Source organism: Moorena producens PAL-8-15-08-1, from assembly GCF_001767235.1.
Lineage (GTDB): Bacteria > Cyanobacteriota > Cyanobacteriia > Cyanobacteriales > Coleofasciculaceae > Moorena > Moorena producens_A.
This window is the reverse complement of record NZ_CP017599.1, coordinates 760082-782975: the sequence shown is the minus strand read 5'-3', so window position 1 is coordinate 782975 and position 22894 is coordinate 760082. Positions and strand designations below refer to the sequence as shown.

10 protein-coding genes are annotated in these 22894 nt (G+C 42.4%); 2 read left to right on the top strand and 8 right to left on the bottom strand.

Annotated elements, in window-relative coordinates; all coding sequences use genetic code 11:
* Nucleotides 1-88: 88 nt before the first annotated feature.
* The 7 genes from BJP34_RS03050 to BJP34_RS42195 form a co-directional block, all read right to left on the bottom strand.
* The gene (locus BJP34_RS03050) at nt 89-14701 is read right to left on the bottom strand and encodes a hemopexin repeat-containing protein (protein WP_070391066.1); all 14613 of its coding nucleotides are present in this window, start codon (nt 14699-14701) and stop codon (nt 89-91) included.
* Between the two features lie 79 nt (nt 14702-14780).
* Nucleotides 14781-14933 (bottom strand): hypothetical protein, encoded by a 153-nt coding sequence (locus BJP34_RS42200; protein WP_158516968.1) that lies wholly within the window; start codon nt 14931-14933, stop codon nt 14781-14783.
* Between the two features lie 149 nt (nt 14934-15082).
* Complete coding sequence (locus tag BJP34_RS03045; RefSeq protein WP_070391065.1) at nt 15083-15832, bottom strand: thioesterase II family protein; 750 nt, start codon at nt 15830-15832, stop codon at nt 15083-15085.
* A complete protein-coding gene (locus BJP34_RS03040) occupies nt 15819-16025 on the bottom strand; it encodes a hypothetical protein (RefSeq protein WP_070391064.1) in 207 nt (68 codons plus the stop codon). The genes BJP34_RS03045 and BJP34_RS03040 overlap by 14 nt, the downstream gene beginning before the upstream one ends.
* Nucleotides 16026-16671: 646 nt before the next feature.
* Nucleotides 16672-18018, bottom strand: a complete 1347-nt coding sequence (locus BJP34_RS03035) for an alkaline phosphatase PhoX (RefSeq protein ID WP_070391063.1) — start codon at nt 18016-18018, stop codon at nt 16672-16674.
* A gap of 34 nt (nt 18019-18052) precedes the next feature.
* Complete coding sequence (locus tag BJP34_RS03030; protein ID WP_070391062.1) at nt 18053-18592, bottom strand: pentapeptide repeat-containing protein; 540 nt, start codon at nt 18590-18592, stop codon at nt 18053-18055.
* 421 nt (nt 18593-19013) lie between these two features.
* Nucleotides 19014-19154, bottom strand: coding sequence for a hypothetical protein (locus tag BJP34_RS42195; RefSeq protein WP_158516967.1), 141 nt, complete (start codon nt 19152-19154; stop codon nt 19014-19016).
* A 33-nt stretch (nt 19155-19187) separates the two neighbouring features.
* Here BJP34_RS42195 and BJP34_RS48280 point away from each other — a divergent pair, with 33 nt between their 5' ends.
* Nucleotides 19188-19316: a hypothetical protein gene (locus tag BJP34_RS48280; protein WP_267876463.1), complete on the top strand. Its 129-nt coding sequence runs from the start codon at nt 19188-19190 to the stop codon at nt 19314-19316.
* Nucleotide 19317: 1 nt separating this feature from the next.
* Nucleotides 19318-20883, top strand: a complete 1566-nt coding sequence (locus tag BJP34_RS03025; protein WP_070391061.1) for a SagB/ThcOx family dehydrogenase — start codon at nt 19318-19320, stop codon at nt 20881-20883.
* Here BJP34_RS03025 and BJP34_RS42190 read toward each other — a convergent pair.
* Complete coding sequence (locus BJP34_RS42190; RefSeq protein WP_158516966.1) at nt 20867-21127, bottom strand: hypothetical protein; 261 nt, start codon at nt 21125-21127, stop codon at nt 20867-20869. The two genes, BJP34_RS03025 and BJP34_RS42190, sit on opposite strands and share 17 nt — an antisense overlap.
* Nucleotides 21128-22894 lie beyond the last annotated feature (1767 nt).

Below are 22894 nucleotides of genomic sequence, written 5' to 3'. Positions count from 1 at the left end.
TATGATTTATTTCCTTAGTTGTTGTTACTGCATTTTGCAAATCTATCCTATCGAAAAGTAGATTACAGATAGTTGAGATTGGTATACTCTAAACCATCGCCTTGTACATCACCACCAACCCCAAATTACTCAAACTCTTCCTATCCCCCTTCGCTTTAAAGTTCCAACTCGCACCAGAGCTTCGGATCATCAACCCATTCCCTTCATTAAACTTGCCATGCTTCAGGGTAAGGTCAGTATCATCATTCATAATTAAACTCACCTGCCCTTCCCCTTGCATTTCATAATGAGGCACCAACCCAGTTATTTTGCTCCCCGATAAATTTGGCAACATCTCCCGGTTGAGCATAATGTCGAGTTCTTCAGTTTCACCACTAATAAACGCCTGCCATTCTTGAGGAAAGGTTTCCGCCATATTGATATAAACAGCAGTGGGATAGGGCTTTAACATCCCCTTCACCGCACTAGCAAATGAGTTACCGCCATTAAGCGCCGTATACTTCAACTTGATAGTCACCTTATTCAGGTCGTTCAAGTTGTAGCTGCCACGCTTACCGCTTAACTCTAATCGCCAGGTTGATACCGCACCCGTTCCTTCAAAGGGAAGGAAACGTTCATCGTCCAATCGCAGTTCAAATAAACCGTTAGGTTCGTCGTACTCCCCAATATCACCCAAGGCAATTTGCTGAGTGGTGCGCCAATCGCTGCGGATTGACATCGGCTCCTTACCTTGGGGATTCAGTAAGTACTTCACTGCTTTCACGTCTGCTTCCATCACGGTTTTATGACGGAGTTGAGTTAAGGTGGCATTAACGGTTTTTCCTTCACCCGCATCGATTTCAATGGCAATGGTTTTTACTTGTCGGTTATAGTGCCCTTGGAAGTCGTAATCGAATAAGGCTTCGGAGAGGTTGAACTCACATGTGCCTTTGGTTTTCAATTGAATAAAGGCCATGGGGTCCAGCTCCGCCAAGGAAATATGTTTCCCGATTTCTAAAGCACGGCTATTGGTATCAATATAAGCCTTCTCCATGCGGTCTAGGTCATGCCCTAGGGAATCACCACTGAGTAAACCTTTCCGCAAGCTGTCCCAATACATACCACCAATGAACGAAACCTCACTCTCTTTAAGACCGCGCTCGAATTGATAGGCTTTCTCGGCTGATTTTGCCATATCATGGGCTAGCTTATAGGTTTGGAAGAACAAACCTGAGAGCTTGCTGGTCATCCATTGATACAACTGTTCGTTGGAGAACTTGCTGGTCATAAAGCGTTTCATTGATTCATTTTGTTTAATCTCCTTTTCCGTTGACTGAATCTCAAGCCTTGCAACTGCGATTTGATATTTTGCTCCTTCTATTTGGGCTTCCAGTTGCTTGATTTCACTTTCAGCCATTGCTTTTTGAAGGATCCAATCCTCCTTACTTCGTTCAAATTGGGCATAGATACCGGCAATTTCGCCGCCAAGACTAAACATTTCTGCCCACCCAGAAACTGCATCACTAGCATTGGATGCGACTTCATTTAATTCAGGAAGATCCCACTTAGATGCAAATGGAGGACCTATTGAAGTGTCACCCAAAAAGCTGGCAACCGAGGCTGTTGTTTTGAGAATAGCCGATGCTAAATGTAAATCAACCGCTGTTTCCATCGCACCGATTTGGGCTCGTTCCGACGATAATAAGCCTGAATTAATTAACTCGTTATAATGCTCAAGTTGCCCCTCAGCACTTTTATTGTTTTCTTCAAGGGATTTCAAGTTCTCCAGTGCATCATTTAATTGCGCTTCCTTAATCCGGCTAGTAACTTCGAGAATTTCCTTCTCATGACGATTTTGTAACAAGCTCAGGGCTTCACTATCTTTCTTTTCGATCGCACCCAACAAATCCCCACCGAATTGATTGAGTTTACCCACCAACTCTCGCGCTTTATTGAGCATAAAGTTGAAGCGATAATGAGGTACAGGAACAGACAATCCTGCGATCGCTCCTCCTATTCCACCGCCACCAGCTACCGCCCGTACTAAGGCCATCGGGTCAATGGGAGGTTGGAACAAGGGCAAGGGTTGCTTAATCCCCATGATATTGAGGCTATGGCGAATTTTATACAGCCGGTCTTCTATCCGGTCCCAGTAGTCAATTAAATTTTGATTTTCGGGGATATAGAAGTAGGGTTCAGTGACTGAGCTATGAATATTAGCTGCGAAGGTTAAACTCTTTTCATCTGGGTCCTTCCTACTCACATCAAACAAAAAGTCATATTGACTACTATCTGCCTCCGCGCCTTGATCATGAATGCCTTCAATTTTATTGTTGCCATCACGGCCATACGGTAAATCGTCTGACAATTGTCTTGTACCCGTATTTTCAGGTTTTTGTCCGAGGAGATCGTAAGCTAAGATATAGTGCATCCGGGCTTCGTTGATACTCTCCCTGGTGTACTGACGGAACAGTTGATCCCCCCAGTCGATCAGATTATCGATATAGGCCATCACTGTGGTGCGTCGATAGGCAATCCGTCTGAGTCGGGCAATGGCATGAGGGTCGAAGGGGTCTTTCAGGTAGGCTTGGATTTGCGGCTGACTGCTGGTTTCATCAGGAACCATAAATCCATACCGGATCGGAAGTCGGATGACTATCTCCAAGGTTTCCGCTAAAGCTTTGGCATTAGGATCATTGTTTGCTAGGGCATCGACAGTCTTTTTCAGATTGGTAATTGCAAGTTCATTAGGCAATTTTTTCAAATCAGTCAAATCAACAATATCATCAGTCCTTTCTGTTCTGTCAAGCTCGCGTTGACCTTCAAACACCTCATCGTAGGGTTCAAGCAAGTTAATGACTGCGGTTGCATCCTGGTTTAATGCCATTGCATAAGACTTGATCCGAGTAATCAAAGCCTCAATATCCACTGACAAGAACGGCAAGAACTTCCAATATTCTACTTCATCGGTCGGGTCAAAAATGTACTCAAACCATTTCTTCGCTTCTTCAAACTTCTGTTGAGTATTCAGAGATTGAGCAATCAGCAATGGCGCGTGGAAGAATAGTTCCCAATAGTGAAGGCCATTAGCTCCACGAAACTCCAAGTGTGAATGCAAGGGTAGGGTTTCGACCCTGTTGGGATTCACTTCAATAATAGTATCAGGGCTTTCTTTTGCTGGTTTATTCGGGTCATAGTCTACCTTTTTAAACATCGGGAGTTCATCGATTTCCTGATTCCTCAGGCTAAATAGGTCATCGATGCCATGGGCAAACAATTTTTGACTTAATTTACTTCCGGTCATAGAGGACAAACGAATGATGTCATACTTAGCATTTTGCTTAGTGACAAATTCCTTCACCCTCACATATTCCTTTCCTGATACTAGGTAGGCATGACTATTATATTGAAAGGCAGCGTCGAACTTATCGAATCCCTCTGGCCATACCCAGTTACCTTTGATAGTGTTAATTTCTTTGGTGGCTTTGGATTCGGGATCGAAAATTGCGTATTGACTATGGTCGAAGAGATAAACCTTATTATCCAATTTCAATACCGCTCGAACTTTATTCCATTTAGGCAACCCTTCCGTATTATTGCTCAACAATTTAGGATATCCCGGTTCGACATAATCGAACTGAGTACCCTGGTAACGATAATACTGATCTCCTGAAAAGAGGTATGTTTTTCCTCCGTGAGTAAAAGCCGCATCAACCACACCAATACCATCTTGGATGTTATTTTTTACTTTTCCCCAATCCTCCTTAATGGTCTTTTTATCCGAGGCATTATCGGAAGTGAAATAGTTATTTCCTTGGAAAAATCGGATTTTATTATCTGAGCCAAAGAAAGCAGCATTAATTCCATTTTCGTTGGGAATACCATCTACTCCGCCTTGGGAAATTTTCCGAGGATAGTCCTTAACAGGCACAGACTTTGACGGATCGTCAACAAACTTAATGTATTGGTTGCCAGACACCAAATACAAGATTTTTCTACCGGTGGAATCCCTCTTGCTTAAGGCATAGTCAATGGATGAAACGCCTGGATCAAGCCTAGATGTATAAGTGGCAATATTCTCCGGTTCAGACCATGGAATAAGCAATGAATTCATTACCTTATTAAAGCTAGGACCCATTATGTAATTTTGCGCAGAAAGAAGCATTAGTTCACCCTCGGAGTCAATATACATTCCTGTTAACTGGTTAGAAGGCACTCCGTTAACATGAATAGTTTTCATAGGTGACCTTGTGGGTCGATTTCTTCCATCAACATTGCTGGCAAAGTCCTTATGAAATACAAATAGTTTCGGTTGAGGATCATTAACCGCTAAAATAAAGTGCTCCCCATATATGGATAACCCGACGAGGGATTTAGTCGGCGAACTTTTTATTTCAGCAATATAGTGTAGTAGATAGGCATCACTAGTAGAGCTATTTTTGTAGAACTTATTGTCGGCGATAAAGTAAGTCTGCTCATTAATGACAAACGCTTCGGTAACCTGACTTAAGTTCAGTTGCTTGATATCAGCAGTATATAATCCATCAAGTTTTATAAGTAACTCCGCTTTACTTGACGCCTTCTTGAGATTTCCGTTGGTATCATGCAAATAAGTTTCGTTTCCATAATCAAATGTGTTTCTAATACTTTTTGCGTAATCAGTTGCTGGCCAGAGCTTATCCGAAATCTTTAATGGGGTGTTAAGATCGTCGGAAGTGACATACTGATCTCCTTTGATAAAATACGATTTATTACCATATTCAAAGGCAGCGTCCATGGATTCCCACTGGGGTAGGTTATCTTTATTTTCACTTAGTTTTCTTGGATAGCCATCATCTACCAAGCCATCATACCCATTGGAATAGCGCACATACTGGTCATCTCGGAATAAATAGGTTTTCCCCTCAATCACGCAGGCGGCATCGACCCAGTTATCTTGTTGGATTTTGTTAACAACCTTACCCCACTTATCTTTCGTAGCAGTGATGGATGAAATATTCCAAGTATCAGTTGACTGAGGAACAGCAGTTTTCGTATATCCGCCTTCCTTTGAAAATGCGTACAACTGATTATTAGCCACAAAGGCCGCGTTCATAGTAAATGTAGCATCCGGTGTCGAAATACTTCCCTTCTCATAAGTATCCGTTGCACCCGAAGCTGGTTTACACAGGAAGCTCGCCCCTTTGTAATAGAAGCAGGCCCAGGTGAGTGAGTTTTTGTTTTCTGGAACATGCAACAGTACAGGGGGTTCCAGTTTATTCACTTTTTCAGTAGGAAATAATTCTTTAAAGGTATCAATACCAGAACGGTTAACACCAGCAGTATTAGACTGACTTGCCTTAATTTTTACATCTCTGGTTTCGGGATAGAAGTTAAAACTGCTAACCTCGTTTCTGCGATCAGCAATAATTTGGAAGGTGGCATGGCGTTTATCTTGCTGAGACTTAAGTGTTCGCCAGTCTTTCTTCCACATCGCACCATCATTATCAAAGTACAATACATCGTAGGAATAATTGACTGATGCGAAGGTGTAACCGTCACCAATTAAGCCTTTAACGATTTTAAAGCTGGAATCATTTTTATATAAATCATCCCCTGCTTGTTCGTGAAGCTTGATGCGACTTCCCTGATGCCTGAGATAGAAATTCTGCTTATTAACGGACTTGATAGAAATAAGTTCATTGCTATTTTTGTCCAGGGTAGATTCAACTATTTTAAATTGGTTTTCTGCTGCTTCAAATTCATCTCCTGGAAGAATCCGTTGAACGTAGGAATAATATTTATCTGCTTTTTGATCTTCCCCATCATAATTGACCAGATGAAGCCTATCAGTGTTAGTTGCCTTCAGATATACTTTACTGTTACCATCCACAGACGCTTTTGCGATCGCCTTAATTAGTTCGTCCTTTTCTGCGAAGCCATCTGCATTCAATTTCGGTTTAATCTGTTTTTCGGTCACATAGTGACAGTGTACTAGAATACTATCCAGATTGAGTGCCTTACTCCTTTCTGAACCACTAAAATCTATAAAATAGTTAGTAATGGTGTAATTGGATGTCATCTGATGATTTAGTTTCTGGGCAGGAACCCAAGTTTTGTTCAAATCATAATAGGAGTAATAAATCTGCAAAACCGATTCGGTAACAGCGTTCGACTCAACCTTAGTGTTGCTAGTTTTGTCTTTGTTTTCTGAACTGATATTGACCCCTGTATCAGAACCTATACTGCTTTTCTGTTCGATTTCAGCCCAGAAAACATAAACCCGATTCAGGGTATATACTGGGTAAACCCGCTCGGAATTAATTTGAATATTAACTTCTTCCCAGGGTTGCCAATTAACTGAGTCGGTTTCTCCCTTGATAAAGGTAGCACTGCGATAATAATAGCGTCTTGGCTCACTGATGGTATGACCAAACAGAACTATGTTTTTATCAGCAGGATTTTCAGGATTGTCATACACATAACCCCCAGCCACTTTCAGCTGTGATAGCTCAGTATATTGGTCAATAAACCGATTAAAGGCTTGGGTGACATTGGCGTCATTCAGTTCCCCTTGCAGGAGTTCTTGCTCTAAGGCTTTAAATTCTGGGGTTTTGGTATCTCTCAGTTCCGCTCGAATATAGTTTTCTGGATACAAGAAGACTTTACGGTTGGCTTCCCAAACCCGATAGTTCTTCATCCATTCCCATCGTTTCAGCAAGTCTTGACGGCGCTTACCCTGAGGATTTGTTAGCTCCGCTTCTTCCAGATTAATAAAGTAACGATGCATAAACAGTTGCACCGCTGCGATCGCTTCCTTGATCTTGGAAGTCGATGCCTCGCTGCCCATTTCCACATCAATTAATAATGTCTGATAAAGTTCACGAGCATTATTTACCTTGTCATCTTGATGAATGGCATAAGGTAACAGTGCATCACGCTTGAGCAGATTCAATTCATCCCGGATTTCGTTGTGTAGCAACTCCACCCCTGTGGCACCACAGTGGGTTGTGGTCAGCAGTTTGTTTAACTCCTCTTTGGCGGCAACGATATTACTATGACTGGGATACTGCTGACCGCCATTGAACTGGGTCTTGGTGACAAAGAGTTTAACCAGTAGTTGTGAATAAAGGGTTTTAGGCTCTGTGGAAATTTTATGAGCAACCTGGAAGAAATCGACTATCCGTAGGATAAGCTCAATAGTAAACCGATTCTCGAAGGAATTATGATTTTGGATAAAGCCATTATTTTGCTTGAGCCACTTGAGCTGATTGATATCCCAATCAAATAGCTCTGCTAAATCAAAATAGGGCAATTTGGTGTAGCCTTGTTGGGGATTAAGGATATCGGTCAAGGTCGCATCACCGCTAGCATAGGTATCGTTCAGCTGTTTAAACTTGGTGATTACTTTAATATCGGAGATCAGGTAATCAGCCCAGTCTCCCCATCGCAGCTTAAACTGATAAGGCCCCATAATCTTAGGACACTCATGGCTGTTATTGATGAACCGAACATATTCCTCACCCTTAACAAAGTAGCTATGACCTTCAAACCCGAATGCTGCATCAATACCACTTTCAAAGTCATTGGGCAGGTTACCCCAGTTATTTTTAATCGATTTAGGATAACCTGGGTCAACATATTTCTGTAATGGGCTACCATAGCGGAGATATTGATTGCCTTTAAAGACCAGTAAACCGCCTTCCGGGTCAATTATGGCAGCATCAATTGATGTACCCGGTGGCAAATTAGCAAAATTGTTTTTTGTTTTTAACCAGGTCTCTGTTACCTTAAGTTGAGTGTTGCTATCCTTAACCCAAACCTGTCTATCCTTAATCAGATGAACTTTCCCATCTTTGTCTTTGAGTGCAGCATCGATGCCATCAACTAACTCAACCGGAACATTAGACAAGCCAGAGGCAATGGTTTTGGGATAGCCACTATCGATATATTCGTATTCATCACCGGAATAGCGAATAAAACGGTTACCTGAGAACAAGTAGGTATAGCTCTTCTTGTCTGATGAATCTTGATATGCTACTGCAGCATCAATTTTCCCATTGGCTAAAAAGGGTTGTTCACCGCAAGCCAGTTTAGTCAGGTCATAATTAGCTGCCAGTTCCATGGAAGCAACAAACAAGGTGGTATCGATCAGGAGATACACATTCCGTTGATTGATCACCACTGCCGCTAGCTTGGCTTGCGCTTCAGCTATCTTCTCTTCAAATTCATCCGGTAGATGGGTAAAGCTGGCTTCTTTCCGTAAGTTGATCGCGATAGATTTGGGGTAATCTTGATCAATCTGTCGATAGTCATCGCTGGAATAACGGACATATTGGTCACCGGAGAATAGATACGTTATCCCTTTAGTATCGACAACCGCAGCATCTACTTTTTCGGTTAAAACATTCTTAACCAGCCCCCAATGATATCGTGTTCTGTGGATCTTAGGCTCTGGATTAGTTGAATCAGGGGTAATGGTTAAGAAACACTCAGGGTTGAAACAATGAATAGCACCGGTTTTATCAACGAATACAGTGGTTAACTCTTCAATCACGTGATTATCACAAGCAATACCGTTCCACAACTGATCTAGTGATTTTGGATAGGACCAATAATCGTTTTGGGGATTGTATTCTAGGAATACACCATCATGGATCAAGATCAGATTGTCACCATCAACATATAAAGCATCAACCTGGTCAAAACCCGCTTCTTGATGTTCCTGGGGAATTTTCCAAAAACTCTGGTCGGCCTGCATCGGGTTTTCGGTATCGGGTTGTGTGTAGTCGTTGGATGAGTAACACACATATCGGAACTCGCCATCTTCGTTAGGGGGTTCTAGTAGATAGGTCTTACCATCGAGAACATAAGCATAAGCGACACGAGTTAACCCACCCCACTTATCTTTGATCATTTCGGGGAGCTCCGACGCTGGGTTATCCATGGGTTTATTATTTTCATAGGTAAAAAACTGATCCTGTGAAAACAGATAGGTTTTACCATCCCGGCCCACGAGTCCAGCATCAAGCTGTCCAGACTCATAGATGCGATTCGCTACACGACCCCATTCTTCTTTTATATCCCTCGTTTCATCCAGTAATCGGTTGTAAACCTGATGACCTTTGAATAGATAGGTATTACCATCGGTGCCTTTGAGTACAGCGTCTATACCCGATTTGAAATTATCAGGGAGTTTAGTTAACAATTCTGGTTTTTTGTTAAGTCGGTCCCACTTTACGCCTTCTAAGCTAGTACTATGCTCCCAACCTCTGTTTTGGCTCTCAATGTAAACCGAGCCGTCTTCAATAAAGGCACATTGAATTACATAAGTTAAATTTGTGTAGTCTTTGTAGGTTTTTGATCTGCTATTAGAAATGACGCGCAGCTGTTTATCACCAAAAATATAAATATTACGCTGATCAGCAAACGCGGCAGTCAATTTTTCGACCAAGGCGAGACTGTCTTTATCGTCCTTTAGCTTTTTAAAGCGAGGCTCATCGGCTAAAGCATCTTTGATTGACTTCGGATAACCAGAGTCAACATGATCATAATTGTCATGTGTGTATCGGAAGAATTGTGAACCGGAAAATAGATAGGTATGAATTGCGCTTTGCTTCTGAGTCTCAGGTTTACCGGTGGTGGAATTTTTAACTTCCTCCTCCCATTCAGAATACAGTCGCACCGCTGCATCAATCTTGCCGGTTTCTAAAATAGTATTTTTGATGTTGCCCCAGAATTTGTTAGTTGTTCTGGGATAGCCGTTGTCCAAATCACAAAACTCTTTGTCGGAAAAACGAACATACTCTTGGCCTTTAAAGAAATAGGTTTTTCCGTCTTTGCCAGTAAAGGCTGCATCTAGTGTATCAAAGGTAATATCATCCCACTTATCTTTGATATTTTGGGGTTCTGACCACCAACGGTGCATATCACCAGAGTGGATAAATTGCTCGCCAGAAAATAGATAGTGGTTGCCATTGTAATCTGTGAAAACCGCATCAACTGCTGCAAAACCAGCATTAATTAAATGCTGAGGCAGATTCCACCAGTTATTTTCCACAGCTCTTGGATAATCTTTATCTGCCTCTTTGTAGTCATTGGTTGAATAGCGAATATAGCTATTTGAAGTAGAATTATCGAATAAATACGTCTTTCCATCCAAGACGAAGGCTGCATTAACTTGTTCTAATCCCCCCCAGTCGGATTGGATAGATCTCGGATACCCTGCATCCACTTCGGAATAGTCATCGCTGGAATAACGGAAATACTGATTGCCACTGAAGAGATAGGTTTTGCCATCAAGACCAACCAAGGCGGCATCGACTTTACCATTGGTTATGGGGTTTAAGGTTTTACCCCATTTCTCCTTAATCTCTACGGGGCCGTTACGATTACCGGCTGAGTCAACGGTTATATATTTTTTGTCTTTAAATAAGTAAAGTACTTGATTGTTATCGTTAAAAGCCGCATCTATATCTTGGTGGAACTCAGCAGGAAGATTGTTAAAGTGTTCTTTAATGAGTTTAGGGAAACCTTCTGAGGGCATCACCCCATCATTTTCAAGGCAATCCTTAAAGCTAAATATCTGATCGCCGCAGAAGATCATGATCTGACTACCATCGATATAGGCCGCATCCACTTTGCCGGTAGTTTTCAGATTATTTTGCGTCCGCCCCCACTTAGCCATAATACTCTGGGCTTTAGTCAGGTCCTCTGAGCTAACAAATTGATCGTTTTTGAATAAGTAGGTCTTACCATCATGTCCGACAAAGGCAGCATCTATGGATTCTTGAAATAGTTTTGGTAGTTGTTCGTTGCCTGGTTCATTTTTCCAGTGTTGGGCAATAGTTTTAGGATAGCCTTCATCGATATAGTCGCTGCCATTTGATTTGCGAACATATTCTTCCCCTGAAAATAGATAGGTGTATCCACTACTATCGGTATAAGCGGCATCGATTTGATCAAGGTTCTGGAAGTTATTATGGAGCTTACCCCATTTTCTTTCTTTTAGTTCCCAAACTTTAGTATCTTTGGCTTGCTGATAGTATTTTCCCCCTGCGATAATCACGTTTCGACCATGATTGTCCACAAAAGCCGCATCAATGGTTTTACCGGCAAAGTGCACTGAAAGTTCTTTGAGTTCCTTTCCTTCTTCCTCTTCTAATTCATAGGTTATGCCATCATAAATCCAATATCGGTTACCTTTGAACAAGTAGGTCTTGCCATCGGTGCTCTCCAGGAGGGCATCAAATGTGGTAATTGGGTCAGGTTTTTGGGGAAGTTCCAGCTTTTCAGGAAACTTCTCCACTAAACTTTGATCATGAAAGACTAGCTCAATATCTTCTTTAGTCAGTTTGAGTTTATTCGCCAGCAAGGCAAACTGTTGAGTTCGGCGATAGGCAGTATTGAACCGTTGTTCTTTGGGCAGTGTGGTAATATTGCCCAGAAGATCTTCAGCCTTTAATAAGGGTAACAACCATTCAGATGCAATATGATCACTGCCTTTAAACATCTCAGCAGAGATCACTCGCATACTATCCACATTCAGGTTAAACGTCTGCTTTAACTGTTTATAGATAAAGGTTTCTTGTTTTTCAGCTAGGGTTTTAACCTGGGTAACTACCTGATTAACCATCGCCGATTGCTCTTTAGCAATGGCATGCAACAAAAAGAATACATCTTTATTGTAATCTTCGAATGCTTCTAGGGATATGGCCAGGGCATTGTCGATATTTAGGAAATAGTCCAGCTTATCCTCTGGGATTTTCCGGTCATCGGTGATGTGCTCTAAACTGATCAGAAGGTCAAATAATTCCTCTTTTTCGCTGCTACTGAAGCCCTGCTGATCTAGTGGATGGTCTACTAACTGGTGTTTGTCAGACATCAGTACGATGTTGCGCAAAGTATTAAACACAACCCGGTTATCAGTCCGCTCGAATGACCACCAAATATCGAAGTTTTGGGAATTTTCTTCTTCTCTGAAAAATGCTTTATGTTTTTCGGCTATTTTACCCTCTTCTAGAAAGTGGTAGTTTACCGCCTGGAAAGACCATCTGGCTACAATTTTTTCGGCAACCTTAAGAAAATGCTCTCGGCTAAACTGAAGATAACTAGACAGATTTTTTTCAATATGTTGCTTTAAGGCTGATAATATGGCTGTTCTATGGGGATAGAATTGCAACGCCAGGGAAAAATCGTTTAGTGTGAGCTGAGTTAGTTTCAGGTTATCGACAAAATGCCCGTCTTCATCGATATAGTCGTTAAACTTGAGATTTTCAATCAAATCATCCACTTCGAGTTCGGTTAGTGCTAACTCAGAAAAGATACCTTTGTTAACCGCAATCTTGTGTAGTTTTATCTCCTGATTACGCTTAGACAGAATCTCGAATACGTCTTTTGACTGGGTACCGATATTGGCATTTACTTCAAAATTATCTTCATTATCAGCATCCTCGAAGAATGACTTTTCAACTAGGGCACCTTGATCATCGATATAACCGTTAAAAATTAGATTATGGTAGAGCTCTCTAGATTCAAATTCTTCTAACCCCAAGGGTTTGAGATCGGAAGGATAAATGGAAACATCATCATGGTCTTGATGTAGCTGGCTAATTTGATTGAACAGCTCAGACCGAATCGGGGTAAACTCTGTATCAATGTGGAATTCAGTCACATCGGTAGTGAGTTTGTCTTCAATCAGCCTGCCTTGAGTATTCAAGTGACCTTTATGGATCAAATTGTCATAAATTTTATCAGCTATTTTTTCCCCAATCCCCAAGCCTAAGAAATCTTTCTCTGTAATAGTATCAATTTGATTAACAGCGTCGATGGCGGCTTTTTTGACAAGATTAGCATCAAAGTCAATCAACCTAGGCTCTTTCTTAGTCAGATGATAGTTGGGGTCACTTAAGGTTTCGTAAACCAGCCGTGATGTCCGCCTGTCCAGCCCAGCTTCTTTTAGTAATGACTCCTTAAAATGTAAGGCTTTAAACCCTTGATGCCAACTATTGAATAACGCTAGTTTTTCTTGGTCGTCAATCTCCTTTTGGGTTTTGACTTTCTTAACCGGCATGGTGTCATCAATTTTTTTCAAGTCGATTTTATCGACATAATCACCACTGGTAATTTTTAACAAGTCATGGGCAGAAAAGTCATTCTTTTGCATCCATTGGGTCAATCCATAAACGACTTGAATCAACCACATGGAGTTTTCTACATTATCGTTTTCTACATTATCGTTTTCTACATTATCCTGGTAGATTATTTTATAACAATCCCGCTCCTTGATATTAAAGTCTATTAAAACGTTGCAATTTTTAAATTGACGAACAGCGGGGTCTTTTTCTAGGATATCGAAAATAATAAATAGCTCTTCTAGGGAAATCTCACAGATATGGGCTAGCTTACTCACACGGTAGAAAGTCGTAAGCATTGACCTTTCTTCATTCCCAGTGCTCCAAAGCTGATCGTTATCGAAGTGGCTACGAAGCTTTTTAATTAAGTAGGTCAGTTGCTTGGTTGGTAAATCTAAAGAGTGGGCAACCCTTTTTCGATAACCGTCATTGGATGAGTCGAGAAGATCTAGTGTGACTTCAATCCTGGAAAGTCCTAGATCATAAAATTGTTGAGGAATATTAGCGTGATTCGAGATATACTGTTTATCGGCGATGGCACAGCGGTTATTGTAAACGCGGTTAAACAGGTCAATGGGCATCTCCTCATTACCTTGCCCGAGGATATTCATCGGAGCAAACAAGGCACAAACCTGATCAACTTCCAGTTCCAGCTTAGCCTTGAGCCAGTGAACAACTGCGATTCGGGTAAGGGCTTCTGGGTTTAACTGATTGTTAGAGCAGGTACGTAGGATGATATCCAGCTCGGTAAACGTGAACCCGGTTTTCTTAGCGAGACGGATGAAGCGGTTAGCACGGTCTAGCCAGAAATCAATTTCTTCACCCTGTGATATAGAATCTTGAATTTTCCACCCAATGGCTTGTTGATCATTAGTTAGATCAGCAGCACCTATTTGAGAGCTATTACAGAATAAATTAGCGTCCTGAAGTTTTTCACTATTTTTATTAAGATTTTGAAATAAAAGTTCTCGAAGCTGTAATTCACTGATGTTTGTAGCTTTTATAAATTCATCTACACTTACAAGATGATTTAGGATTACCTCTTTATCTTTATCATCCTTTACCTTTACCTTTAGGTCTGATAAATCAGCAACGCCATAACACTGTGCGAGATCATTGCCCGTTCGCGCGGTTTCGATCAGAGTCGCCCACTCTTGTTCTAAGATCCCTAAATAGGCTTTTGCCAACAGCTCTTGCTGTGGCATCTCATCGAGCAATCTATAAAGTTCCTCTGCTGTTACACCAAGATGCTGCAGATAGACCTTGACTGTTGCGTAGTCAATATCTTGGGGCAGGTTAAAGGGATAAACCGCCTCTCGAATCACTTTAAAAGCGTCTGTAGCCCCTGAATCTTTCTCTATTTTTTTCGCTAGGATCTCATTGACTCGATCCAGGTAAGGTAGCATCTCAAAGGTATTTTTAGCATCCAGCAGTATTTCTTTGATCTCACTGCGACGCTCGTCAAACTTGTGTTGAGAAAACTCATCATCCAACAGTTGTAATAAATCAGCTAAATAAGCAGCAGGAGAATAAACTGAACGGGCTTCATCGCCTTTTTGGAAATCAATTTCACCAAAAATCCGTTCATAGCTTGGTAATTGTTTAGCCATATTTCCCTCTACTTATTCAGAGCACTTCTACCAACTCTGTACTGGTGGTGATTTATATACTATTTAATCTGAGACAGTTTTAACAGTACCCTTGCGGGTACCTTTTTTTGTTACGAAAGATTAATCGATATATAGCAAAGGGAGCAGGGAGCAGGGAGCAGGGAGCAGGGAGTAGGGAAGAGGCAAGAGGCAAGAGGCAAGAGGCAAGAGGGAAAAATAATGTGTACCTCATAGCTATGATAAACGATATATAGCAAAGGGACTCTAATCAAAGCTGGTCAAAGGCTTGTGCTCCCCGCTCGCGGTGGCCTACGGCCTCCGCTACGGGAACACCAGATGGGGATTTCAAGGAAAAACTCAAGGAATCACCTTTATGGGATTTTATGCGATCGCAAACTTTGTGATTAGCTCCAAAAGCTGATTACACTCCTTTTTATTATTAAAAAAGAAATGGCCACCAGGAAACATGTGTATCGTGAAAGTGCTACTGGTTTGGTCACCCCAGGCCGCAAGCTCATCACTGTTGGCGTCGGTATCCTCCAAACCTCCGAAAACAGATATGGGACAATTAAGTGGGGGTTCGCTAGTGTAGGTATAGGTTTCGTTCATCCCGAAATCAGCTCGCAGGATCGGTAGAAACAGCTCCATTAGCTCCTGGTTTGCTAGCACAGTCTCTGGTGTGCCATTATATTGACGCAATTCTTCGATCAACTCAGACTTGGGCAAGTTATGAAGGGGACGTTTTCGAGCAGGTACTTGAGGAGCGCGGCGACCAGAAATGAACAGGTGTCGAGGACTCTGGGCTTTTTCGCGCCGGAGTTGACGGGCTAATTCAAAACTGATTATTGTTCCAAGACTGTGACCAAAAAAGGCAAAGGGGATATCGAGATAGGGCAGTAACGCTGGTGTTAGGGTTTCAATCATAGGCAATATACCAGTAAACAGGGGTTCCCGCAGTCGCTTGCCCCGTCCAGGCAGTTCCACTGGGCAGACTTCGATATCCGCTGCCAATTGGTCTGGCCAAGTGCGAAAGCTAGAAGCACCACCACCAGCAAAAGGAAAGCAAAATAGACGCAGGCGGGCTTTAGGATTTGGTTTTGGGCGAGTGATCCAAGAGTTAGTAGTAGTCATTGGTTATTTTGAAGAGAACAGGGAGTAGGGAGTAGGGAGTAGGGAGTAGGGAGTAGGGAGTAGGGAGTAGGGAGTAGGGCACAAAATTCTCACAATTAGCTGATAGCACCTCAAGTAGCATCTCAAGTAGCGCATTAGCTGATAGCTGACGGTAACTTTGACTATGGTAGGGTAGGTAATCAATAGACTTCACCGCAGTTGTCGGTAAATGGATCACTTTTGTAATACAAGATATAGCAGAAGTCAGAAGTCAGAAGTCAGAAGTCAGAAGTCAAACTCTTGCGCTTATTTAGGTTTGAGACTTTTGTCATGTCCGCGCCTGCCCTGGCGACTGCTATAATAGGCTTAGTTGTTATTTCACCAAGCCCATAAATAGTTTACAAGAAAATTCCAGTTATAATAAGGTTATTGAGAACCAGTTAAGCGATCGCTATAACATCCCAAAATTCCTTTATATCTGTTAGACAAAAGCCAATTTAATTGGAGTAATCATTCTAGGGTTTTCCAGCCTAATGAGATAAACAGTTTTTTTTCTGTTCCCTGTTCCCTAAAATCAAAAAATTTGTAGTTTACCTAATTTAAAACCGCTATAATTAAAAAATTAACTATCATATCTTTATGAGAGCAAAACTATGAAATAAAGCTGATAATTTTTTGAATAACGGTTGTCATGTTGACTCAACAATTATAAAATAAATATACAGGGATTCATAAATGAATTGTAGTGATTTTTGATGCCATATTACCTGCTCCCTACTCCCTGTTACCTACTCCCTACTCCCTACTCCCTACTCCCTACTCCCTATTCCCTGCTCCCTGCTCCCTGTTCCCTGTAGACTCTAAACCCAAGGGCCCTGAATTGCGAATGTGATACCAGGCTCTTGAATGTTCACGAACATGGTCCGACCATTGGGTGAGAAGCAAGCACCAGCAAACTCACTGTTGTTAATCGCATTCCGTGCCAACTGGTAAAGCTCACCTTTAGGATTAACCCCAACTAGGAATTGGTCACCACCACCATCTTCACAGAGGATGAGATCCCCAGAAGGACTAATGGTCACATTATCTGGGTGTTCTAGTAAGCTGCGGTCATGGGACTCAACAAACAGTTCAATGGTGCCACCCTCTTGGGGAGTGCTACCAGGAACATAGCGCCAGACTTGACCAGCTCCATTGGCCCATCCAGTCTTTGGATTTAACGAACCACCACTAGTACAGGTAAAGTAAACTTCATTATTACCGTACCATGCCCCTTCTCCCCGGGTAAATTGGGTTGCTCCTTTCGCAAAACCTTCAACCCGCACAGTATCTCCTTTGGGGTCTACATCCTCAATCCGAACCCATTCCACTGCCATGGGCTTACCGACAGGGAAGTTTTTAACCGTGATTTTCTGAAATGTTCCCTTGATCTTTAATGCCTCTAAGACACCCCCTGCTTTTAAGTTCCCTGGTTCCTTGGGAATAAAGCGATAGAACAGGCCATCCATCCTGTCTTCAGTCTGATAAACAATCCCAGTATTGGGATCTACTGCAACGGCTTCATGGTTAAAACGGCCCATTGCCACTAGAGGCTCAGCTTGCACTACTTGACCGGTAATGGGCACTTCAAAGTTATAGCCGTGCTTCATCGAAACACTTCTGGGGTCATCTACCGGATAAGTGGTGGGAGTAACGGTGCTTTCTTCACAAGTAATCCATGAACCCCAAGGGGTTGGTCCACCACTACAGTTTCGTTCAGTACCAGCCAGGGACGTGTACTGTTTGACCAGTTGACCATTGGCTCCCACTACTAGTGTTGTGGTCCCACCCAGACACATGGGGTCATACTTGATATACTCTACTGCTACCAATCCATGTTTATCCAGTTGATGGGGGCTAAGTTCATGATTGCGCACCAGGACAGTATTGCCTGCCGGTGCAGGAAAAGCCGCCATGCCATCGGGTCTACCAGGCACCAAATTGCTATCACTCATGGTGTCACCTGTGCGGGATAAAACTTTATAGCTAAATCCGGCTGGCAGGTCTAATAATTGATTAGGGTCTGGCTGAAGTGACCCGAAACCTTTAGCTCGAAATGATTTACCAAGGGCCTTCTTGGCAAAAACCTCTTTCAACGGGGATGCCAGAATTACACTGGCGGTGCTAGCACTGGCTAAGGCAAAGAAGTGACGTCGTGATAAAGTCATTGGTGAGGGTAGTGAATAACGGATAGGTGTTTGATCACTCAGACAGATCTGCTCTGTGGCCATCAGGATAAATCGTGGAACTATCCAAGTAGGCATCACAAAGATCGACGTTTTCGGCTCGAAATAAGTTGCAACCCCTCAACTGTGCCTTAGTAAGGATAGCTCTTTTCAGGTTAGCATTACTCAAATTGGCATGGCTGAGATTGGCATGGCTAAGGTCAGTGTCCCTCAAGTCCGCTGCTTGGAGATTGGCACCAGCTAGATTTGCGCCCTGTAAATTGGCACGACGTAGATTTGCTCTGAACAGATTGGCATTCTGAAGATCCGCCCCAGAGAGATTGGTCTGGTAGAGTTGGGCATCACTTAACTGAACTGCTTGAAGTTGAGCTTGCTGCAACTTGGCTTGACTTAGATTAGAGTAGGGCAGGTAAGTCTTTTTAAGATTGCTGCTGGTCAGGTCAATTCCTTGTATATTTGCTTCAAACAGGTCAGCTTCACTGATATCTACTCCACTAAAGTCTCGTCTACCCCTAGCATATTGTTCAAGTAACTCGGCTCCACCAATCTTTTTCATTGCGCTATAGATAGGTCAGCTTTTGCCGCCCAATACCAATTTATAAAATAATGTCAATGCGTATTTATGCTTAATTATTTTTTAAAGGTATAACTTTGTAGCGCGTTACACACTTAATTATAATTGTTTTTTAATATTTGTGAACATTTACTACGGATAACAAAAAATCTTTGACAATATAAGGTATTTATGTTAATAATTAAAATTTTCTGAGCAGGGAGCAGGGAGCAGGGAGCAGGGAGCAGGGAGCAGGGAAGACAGAAGAGGGATAGGTAGGGAACAGGGAACAGGGAACAGGGAACAGGGAACAGGGAACAGGGAACAGGGAACAGGGAACAGGGAACAGGGAACAGTTATAGGACTTGACTATTTAAGTACTTAAATTGATTGTTATCACTGCCGTTAAGCTAAGCTGATAAATTTATCGGTAAAGGTAGGGAACAGGGAGGGAAAAGGGAACAGCGATGCAGCGCGGTCTTGGGGAGGCAGTGCGGTCTTGGGGAGGCAGCGCTGCCTCCCCAAGACCGTAATGGTGCGTTTGACCCGTAATTAAATTCGCCACGGGTCGCACCTCTGCATCGCTTTACGTCAATTCTTGTCCACTGTTCCCTGTTCCCTATTCCCTGTTCCCTATTCCCTGTTCCCTATTCCCTGTTCCCGACAACTGCAAGAAGTCTATTGGTGTCAAGATATAAAGCAAAGCTTCCTGTTCTGTTGCAACTAAGATGTCACAACCGCCAGTATCAATCGCTCAGCACTACCACGAGCGCACCAAATATGCTCCAGAAACCATATCAGCCAAAAATAAGGGCTTAGACTGGGAGAAGCAGCCGATACCGTTTAAAGATTACAAAGTTGGGACTAACTTTGACCTAAAACCATACTTCTCACAAGACCGGGAGCAGTTTACCTCTGAACCGAGTAAAACTTGGTGGCGGCTGTCCCAGTTACTACTGTGTAGTTATGGTTTGACAGCTAGGGTGGAGACAATGGGACCACCACTTTATCTCAGGGCAGCTCCCTCTGCTGGTGGCTTATACCCAGCTGAAGTTTATTTGATTTCCCGTGGTACTCCCGTATTACCAGCAGGACTGTACAACTATCAGTGTCTGAGCCATTCTCTAGTTCATTTTTGGCAGAGTGATGTTTGGAATGCACTGCAAGAGGCTTGCTTCTGGCACCCAGTTTTGGAGAGTACGGAACTCGCTATTGTAATTACAGCGGTGTTTTATCGCTCTGCCTGGCGCTATGAAGACCGGGCATACCGCAGGATTTTTCTAGACACTGGTCATCTGCTCGGTAATATTGAGTTAGCTGGGGCTTTGAGTGATTACCGACCTCACCTCATTGGTGGGTTTGCTGATGAAAAGGTTAATGAACTGCTTTATCTAGACCTGGAACAAGAAGGAGCGATCGCAGTAATCCCCCTGGCCGATCAGCTTAAAGTTGAACAAAACTTGCCCATCGCCCCAACTGTGTTAGCATCTCCTACTGAGGTTAAGTACCCAGACATTCCAGATGGCGAATTATTGGGTTATTTGCACCGCGCTACGGAAATTAAAGAGGGTGGTGATTGGAAAGCTAAGGATAATACTGTAAAGAGTACAGAAATTGACGAGCAGTTAGAAGACAAGTACAACTTTCCGTTTTGTGATAAAGTTTCAATGGCTACAAACCCGATAGATTGGGGGGAGTTAACCATAGAAGGTAATGCTCCGAAAGCCTGTTTAGATACTATTCTAAAACGACGCTCTACCCGAGCTTATAGTGCAGCTAATCTGACCTTGGAGGAGCTAAAAGCTCTTCTGGATTTTACCTACCAACCTCAGCATTACATTGAGCAGGGGTTAGATGGAACACCCGATTATTTTGATTTAAGTTTAATCGAAACATTTATAGCAGTATCTGGGGTAAATGACCTAGAAGAAGGCTGCTATTATTACGCCCCTAACGCTCAAGAATTGCGGCAAATTCGCTTTAAAAACTTCCGTAAAGAATTGCATTTTCTGTGTTTAGGGCAAGATTTGGGTCGAGATGCCAGAGCAGTGGTGTTCCACACCGCAGACTTACAAAAAGCAGTGGCTCGATTAGGCGATCGCGCTTACCGTTACTTGCACATGGATGCTGGTCATCTAGGACAGCGGCTCAATCTAGCAGCGATTTACTTGGGTTTAGGAGTAAGTGGTATTGGTGGCTTCTTTGATGACCAGGTCAATGAAGTTTTGGGTATTCCTGTTGATGAAGCGGTTGTTTATATTACGACTTTGGGGCGTCCTAGAACACGGCTTTGAGGAGTAGGGAGTAGGGAGTAGGGAGTAGGGAGTAGGGAGTTGGGAGATGGGGAGATGGGGAGATGGGGAGATGGGGAGAATTTTTGTGTTGTGTGTTGTATAAATGGGGGATGATTTTAATAGTGCAAGTGGAATGGGCATCTTGCCCGTGATCAATATTTGTGGAATGGGCATCTTGCCCGTTATCAATATTTTCACTTCCCGATTCTGTCAGTTTCCGATGAATCCCGATTCCCCTCTTCAAACAGAAAACCCCAACTCGATAGCTGGGGTTTCTCTATCTCAATCAAATTTGTCAAAAAAGTCTCATCAAAGGAAGAGGTCGGTGGCGTCGTGCCAGGTAACCGAGACCGGTGAAGTGGCCAGGGTTTCCGGTCAATAAATTGGCTGCCAATCGACAGCCCACCACCGATAAAAAAGACTTTTGACGCTTTGGTCGATGTTTTGCTATGCTAGAGGTCTATGTTGTCTGGGTTGCACTGCCTGCAACTCGCCCTTCCTATAAAGAAAAACGCAAAACGTCCGCCTTTTACCTTTTTTTCCTCCGAGTATGACAACTGTAGGAGGTCGGTTTCATGGCTTGGTCTTGTTTCTAGATCGTAGATCTTGATCTTTTCTTTCATGTACACTCACTCATCAGCTTAGTGTAATCTGTGCTCTTTAACGAGAGTAAAATATCAGAGGAAGAGAAGTCAATGCTTTTTTCACATTTTTTTTATAGTTAATACTTTTTGAGTTTTAAGCTGGTGTAATTGAAAGAAGGTATAGGATAAATTGGATAGGAAAAGAAGTCAAGGCTTTTTTCACATTTTTCTTTAGTTACGCATTTTTTTTTAAGCCGGTGTAATTTAAGCAATTTTTTTAGTTAAGTAGGTGCCACTTTAGGGCACATATTAATTACATATAAGGCATACAAGGTAAGGGTTGCAGCGATTTAGTAAGCCTTCACATTTAGCTAAATAAGGGGTTCACTAGAGTCAGATTAGGGAACAATTACTAGGTATTTTATACAAGGAGTCCGAATCTAATAAGGGTGACACTAAAGTCAGATTAGGTAACAATTACTAGGGGCTTAATGGAACAGGTAAAGGTTAAATTAGGTAACAATTACTAGGGGCTTCAGACGGGAATCGGGAGATGGGGAGATGGGGAGATAGGGAGATAGGGAGGTTGGGAGAATTTTTGTGCTGTATAAATGGGGGATGATTTTAATTGTGTAGAATGGGCATCTTGCCCGTGAACAATATTTGTGGAATGGGCATCTTGCCCGTTATCAATATTTTCCCTTCCCGATTCTGTCAGTTTCCGATGATTCCCGATTCCCCTCTTTAAACAGAAAACCCCAACTAGGTGCCACGCTTTGTAGCAAGCTCTACCGCTGGGGTTTCTCTTACAGAATCAAATTTGTCAAAAAAGTCTCAAACGAGAAAGAGGTCGGTGGCGTGCCAGGTAACGGAAGACCCGGAAGTAGCCAGGGTTTCCGGTCAATAAATTGGCTGCCAATCGACCGCCCACCGCCGATAAAAAAAACTTTTGACATAACTATGATGTTTTGCTATTATGCGATTCTATCGGTCGCCCTGGCCGTCGCTACAGTTTCGACATTTTATAGTTCCGCGCCAATACAAAAATCTCCCGCCAAATGTCTGGCCTCCCCTTATGTTGTTTATTTTCTCTTCTGACAACTCTTGGAGGTCGGTTTCTGGGCTTGGTCTTGTTTCAAGATCTTGGATCTCGATCTTTTCTTTCATGCTTTTATACACTCCAAATCACCTTTGTCTAATCTGTGCTCTCTGACAAGAGTAAAATCACAGAGGAAGAGAAGTCAAGGCTTTTTTCACATTTTTATTTCTATTTAATAATTTTTGTAGTTTTAAGCCGGTGTAATTTTTTTAATGTATAGTATAAATTGGAGAAGAAAAGAAGTCAAGGCTTTTTTCACATTTTTATTTAGTTAAGCATTTTTTTTTAGTAGGTGCCACTTAATGGCACATCTTATTCAAATCAAAGT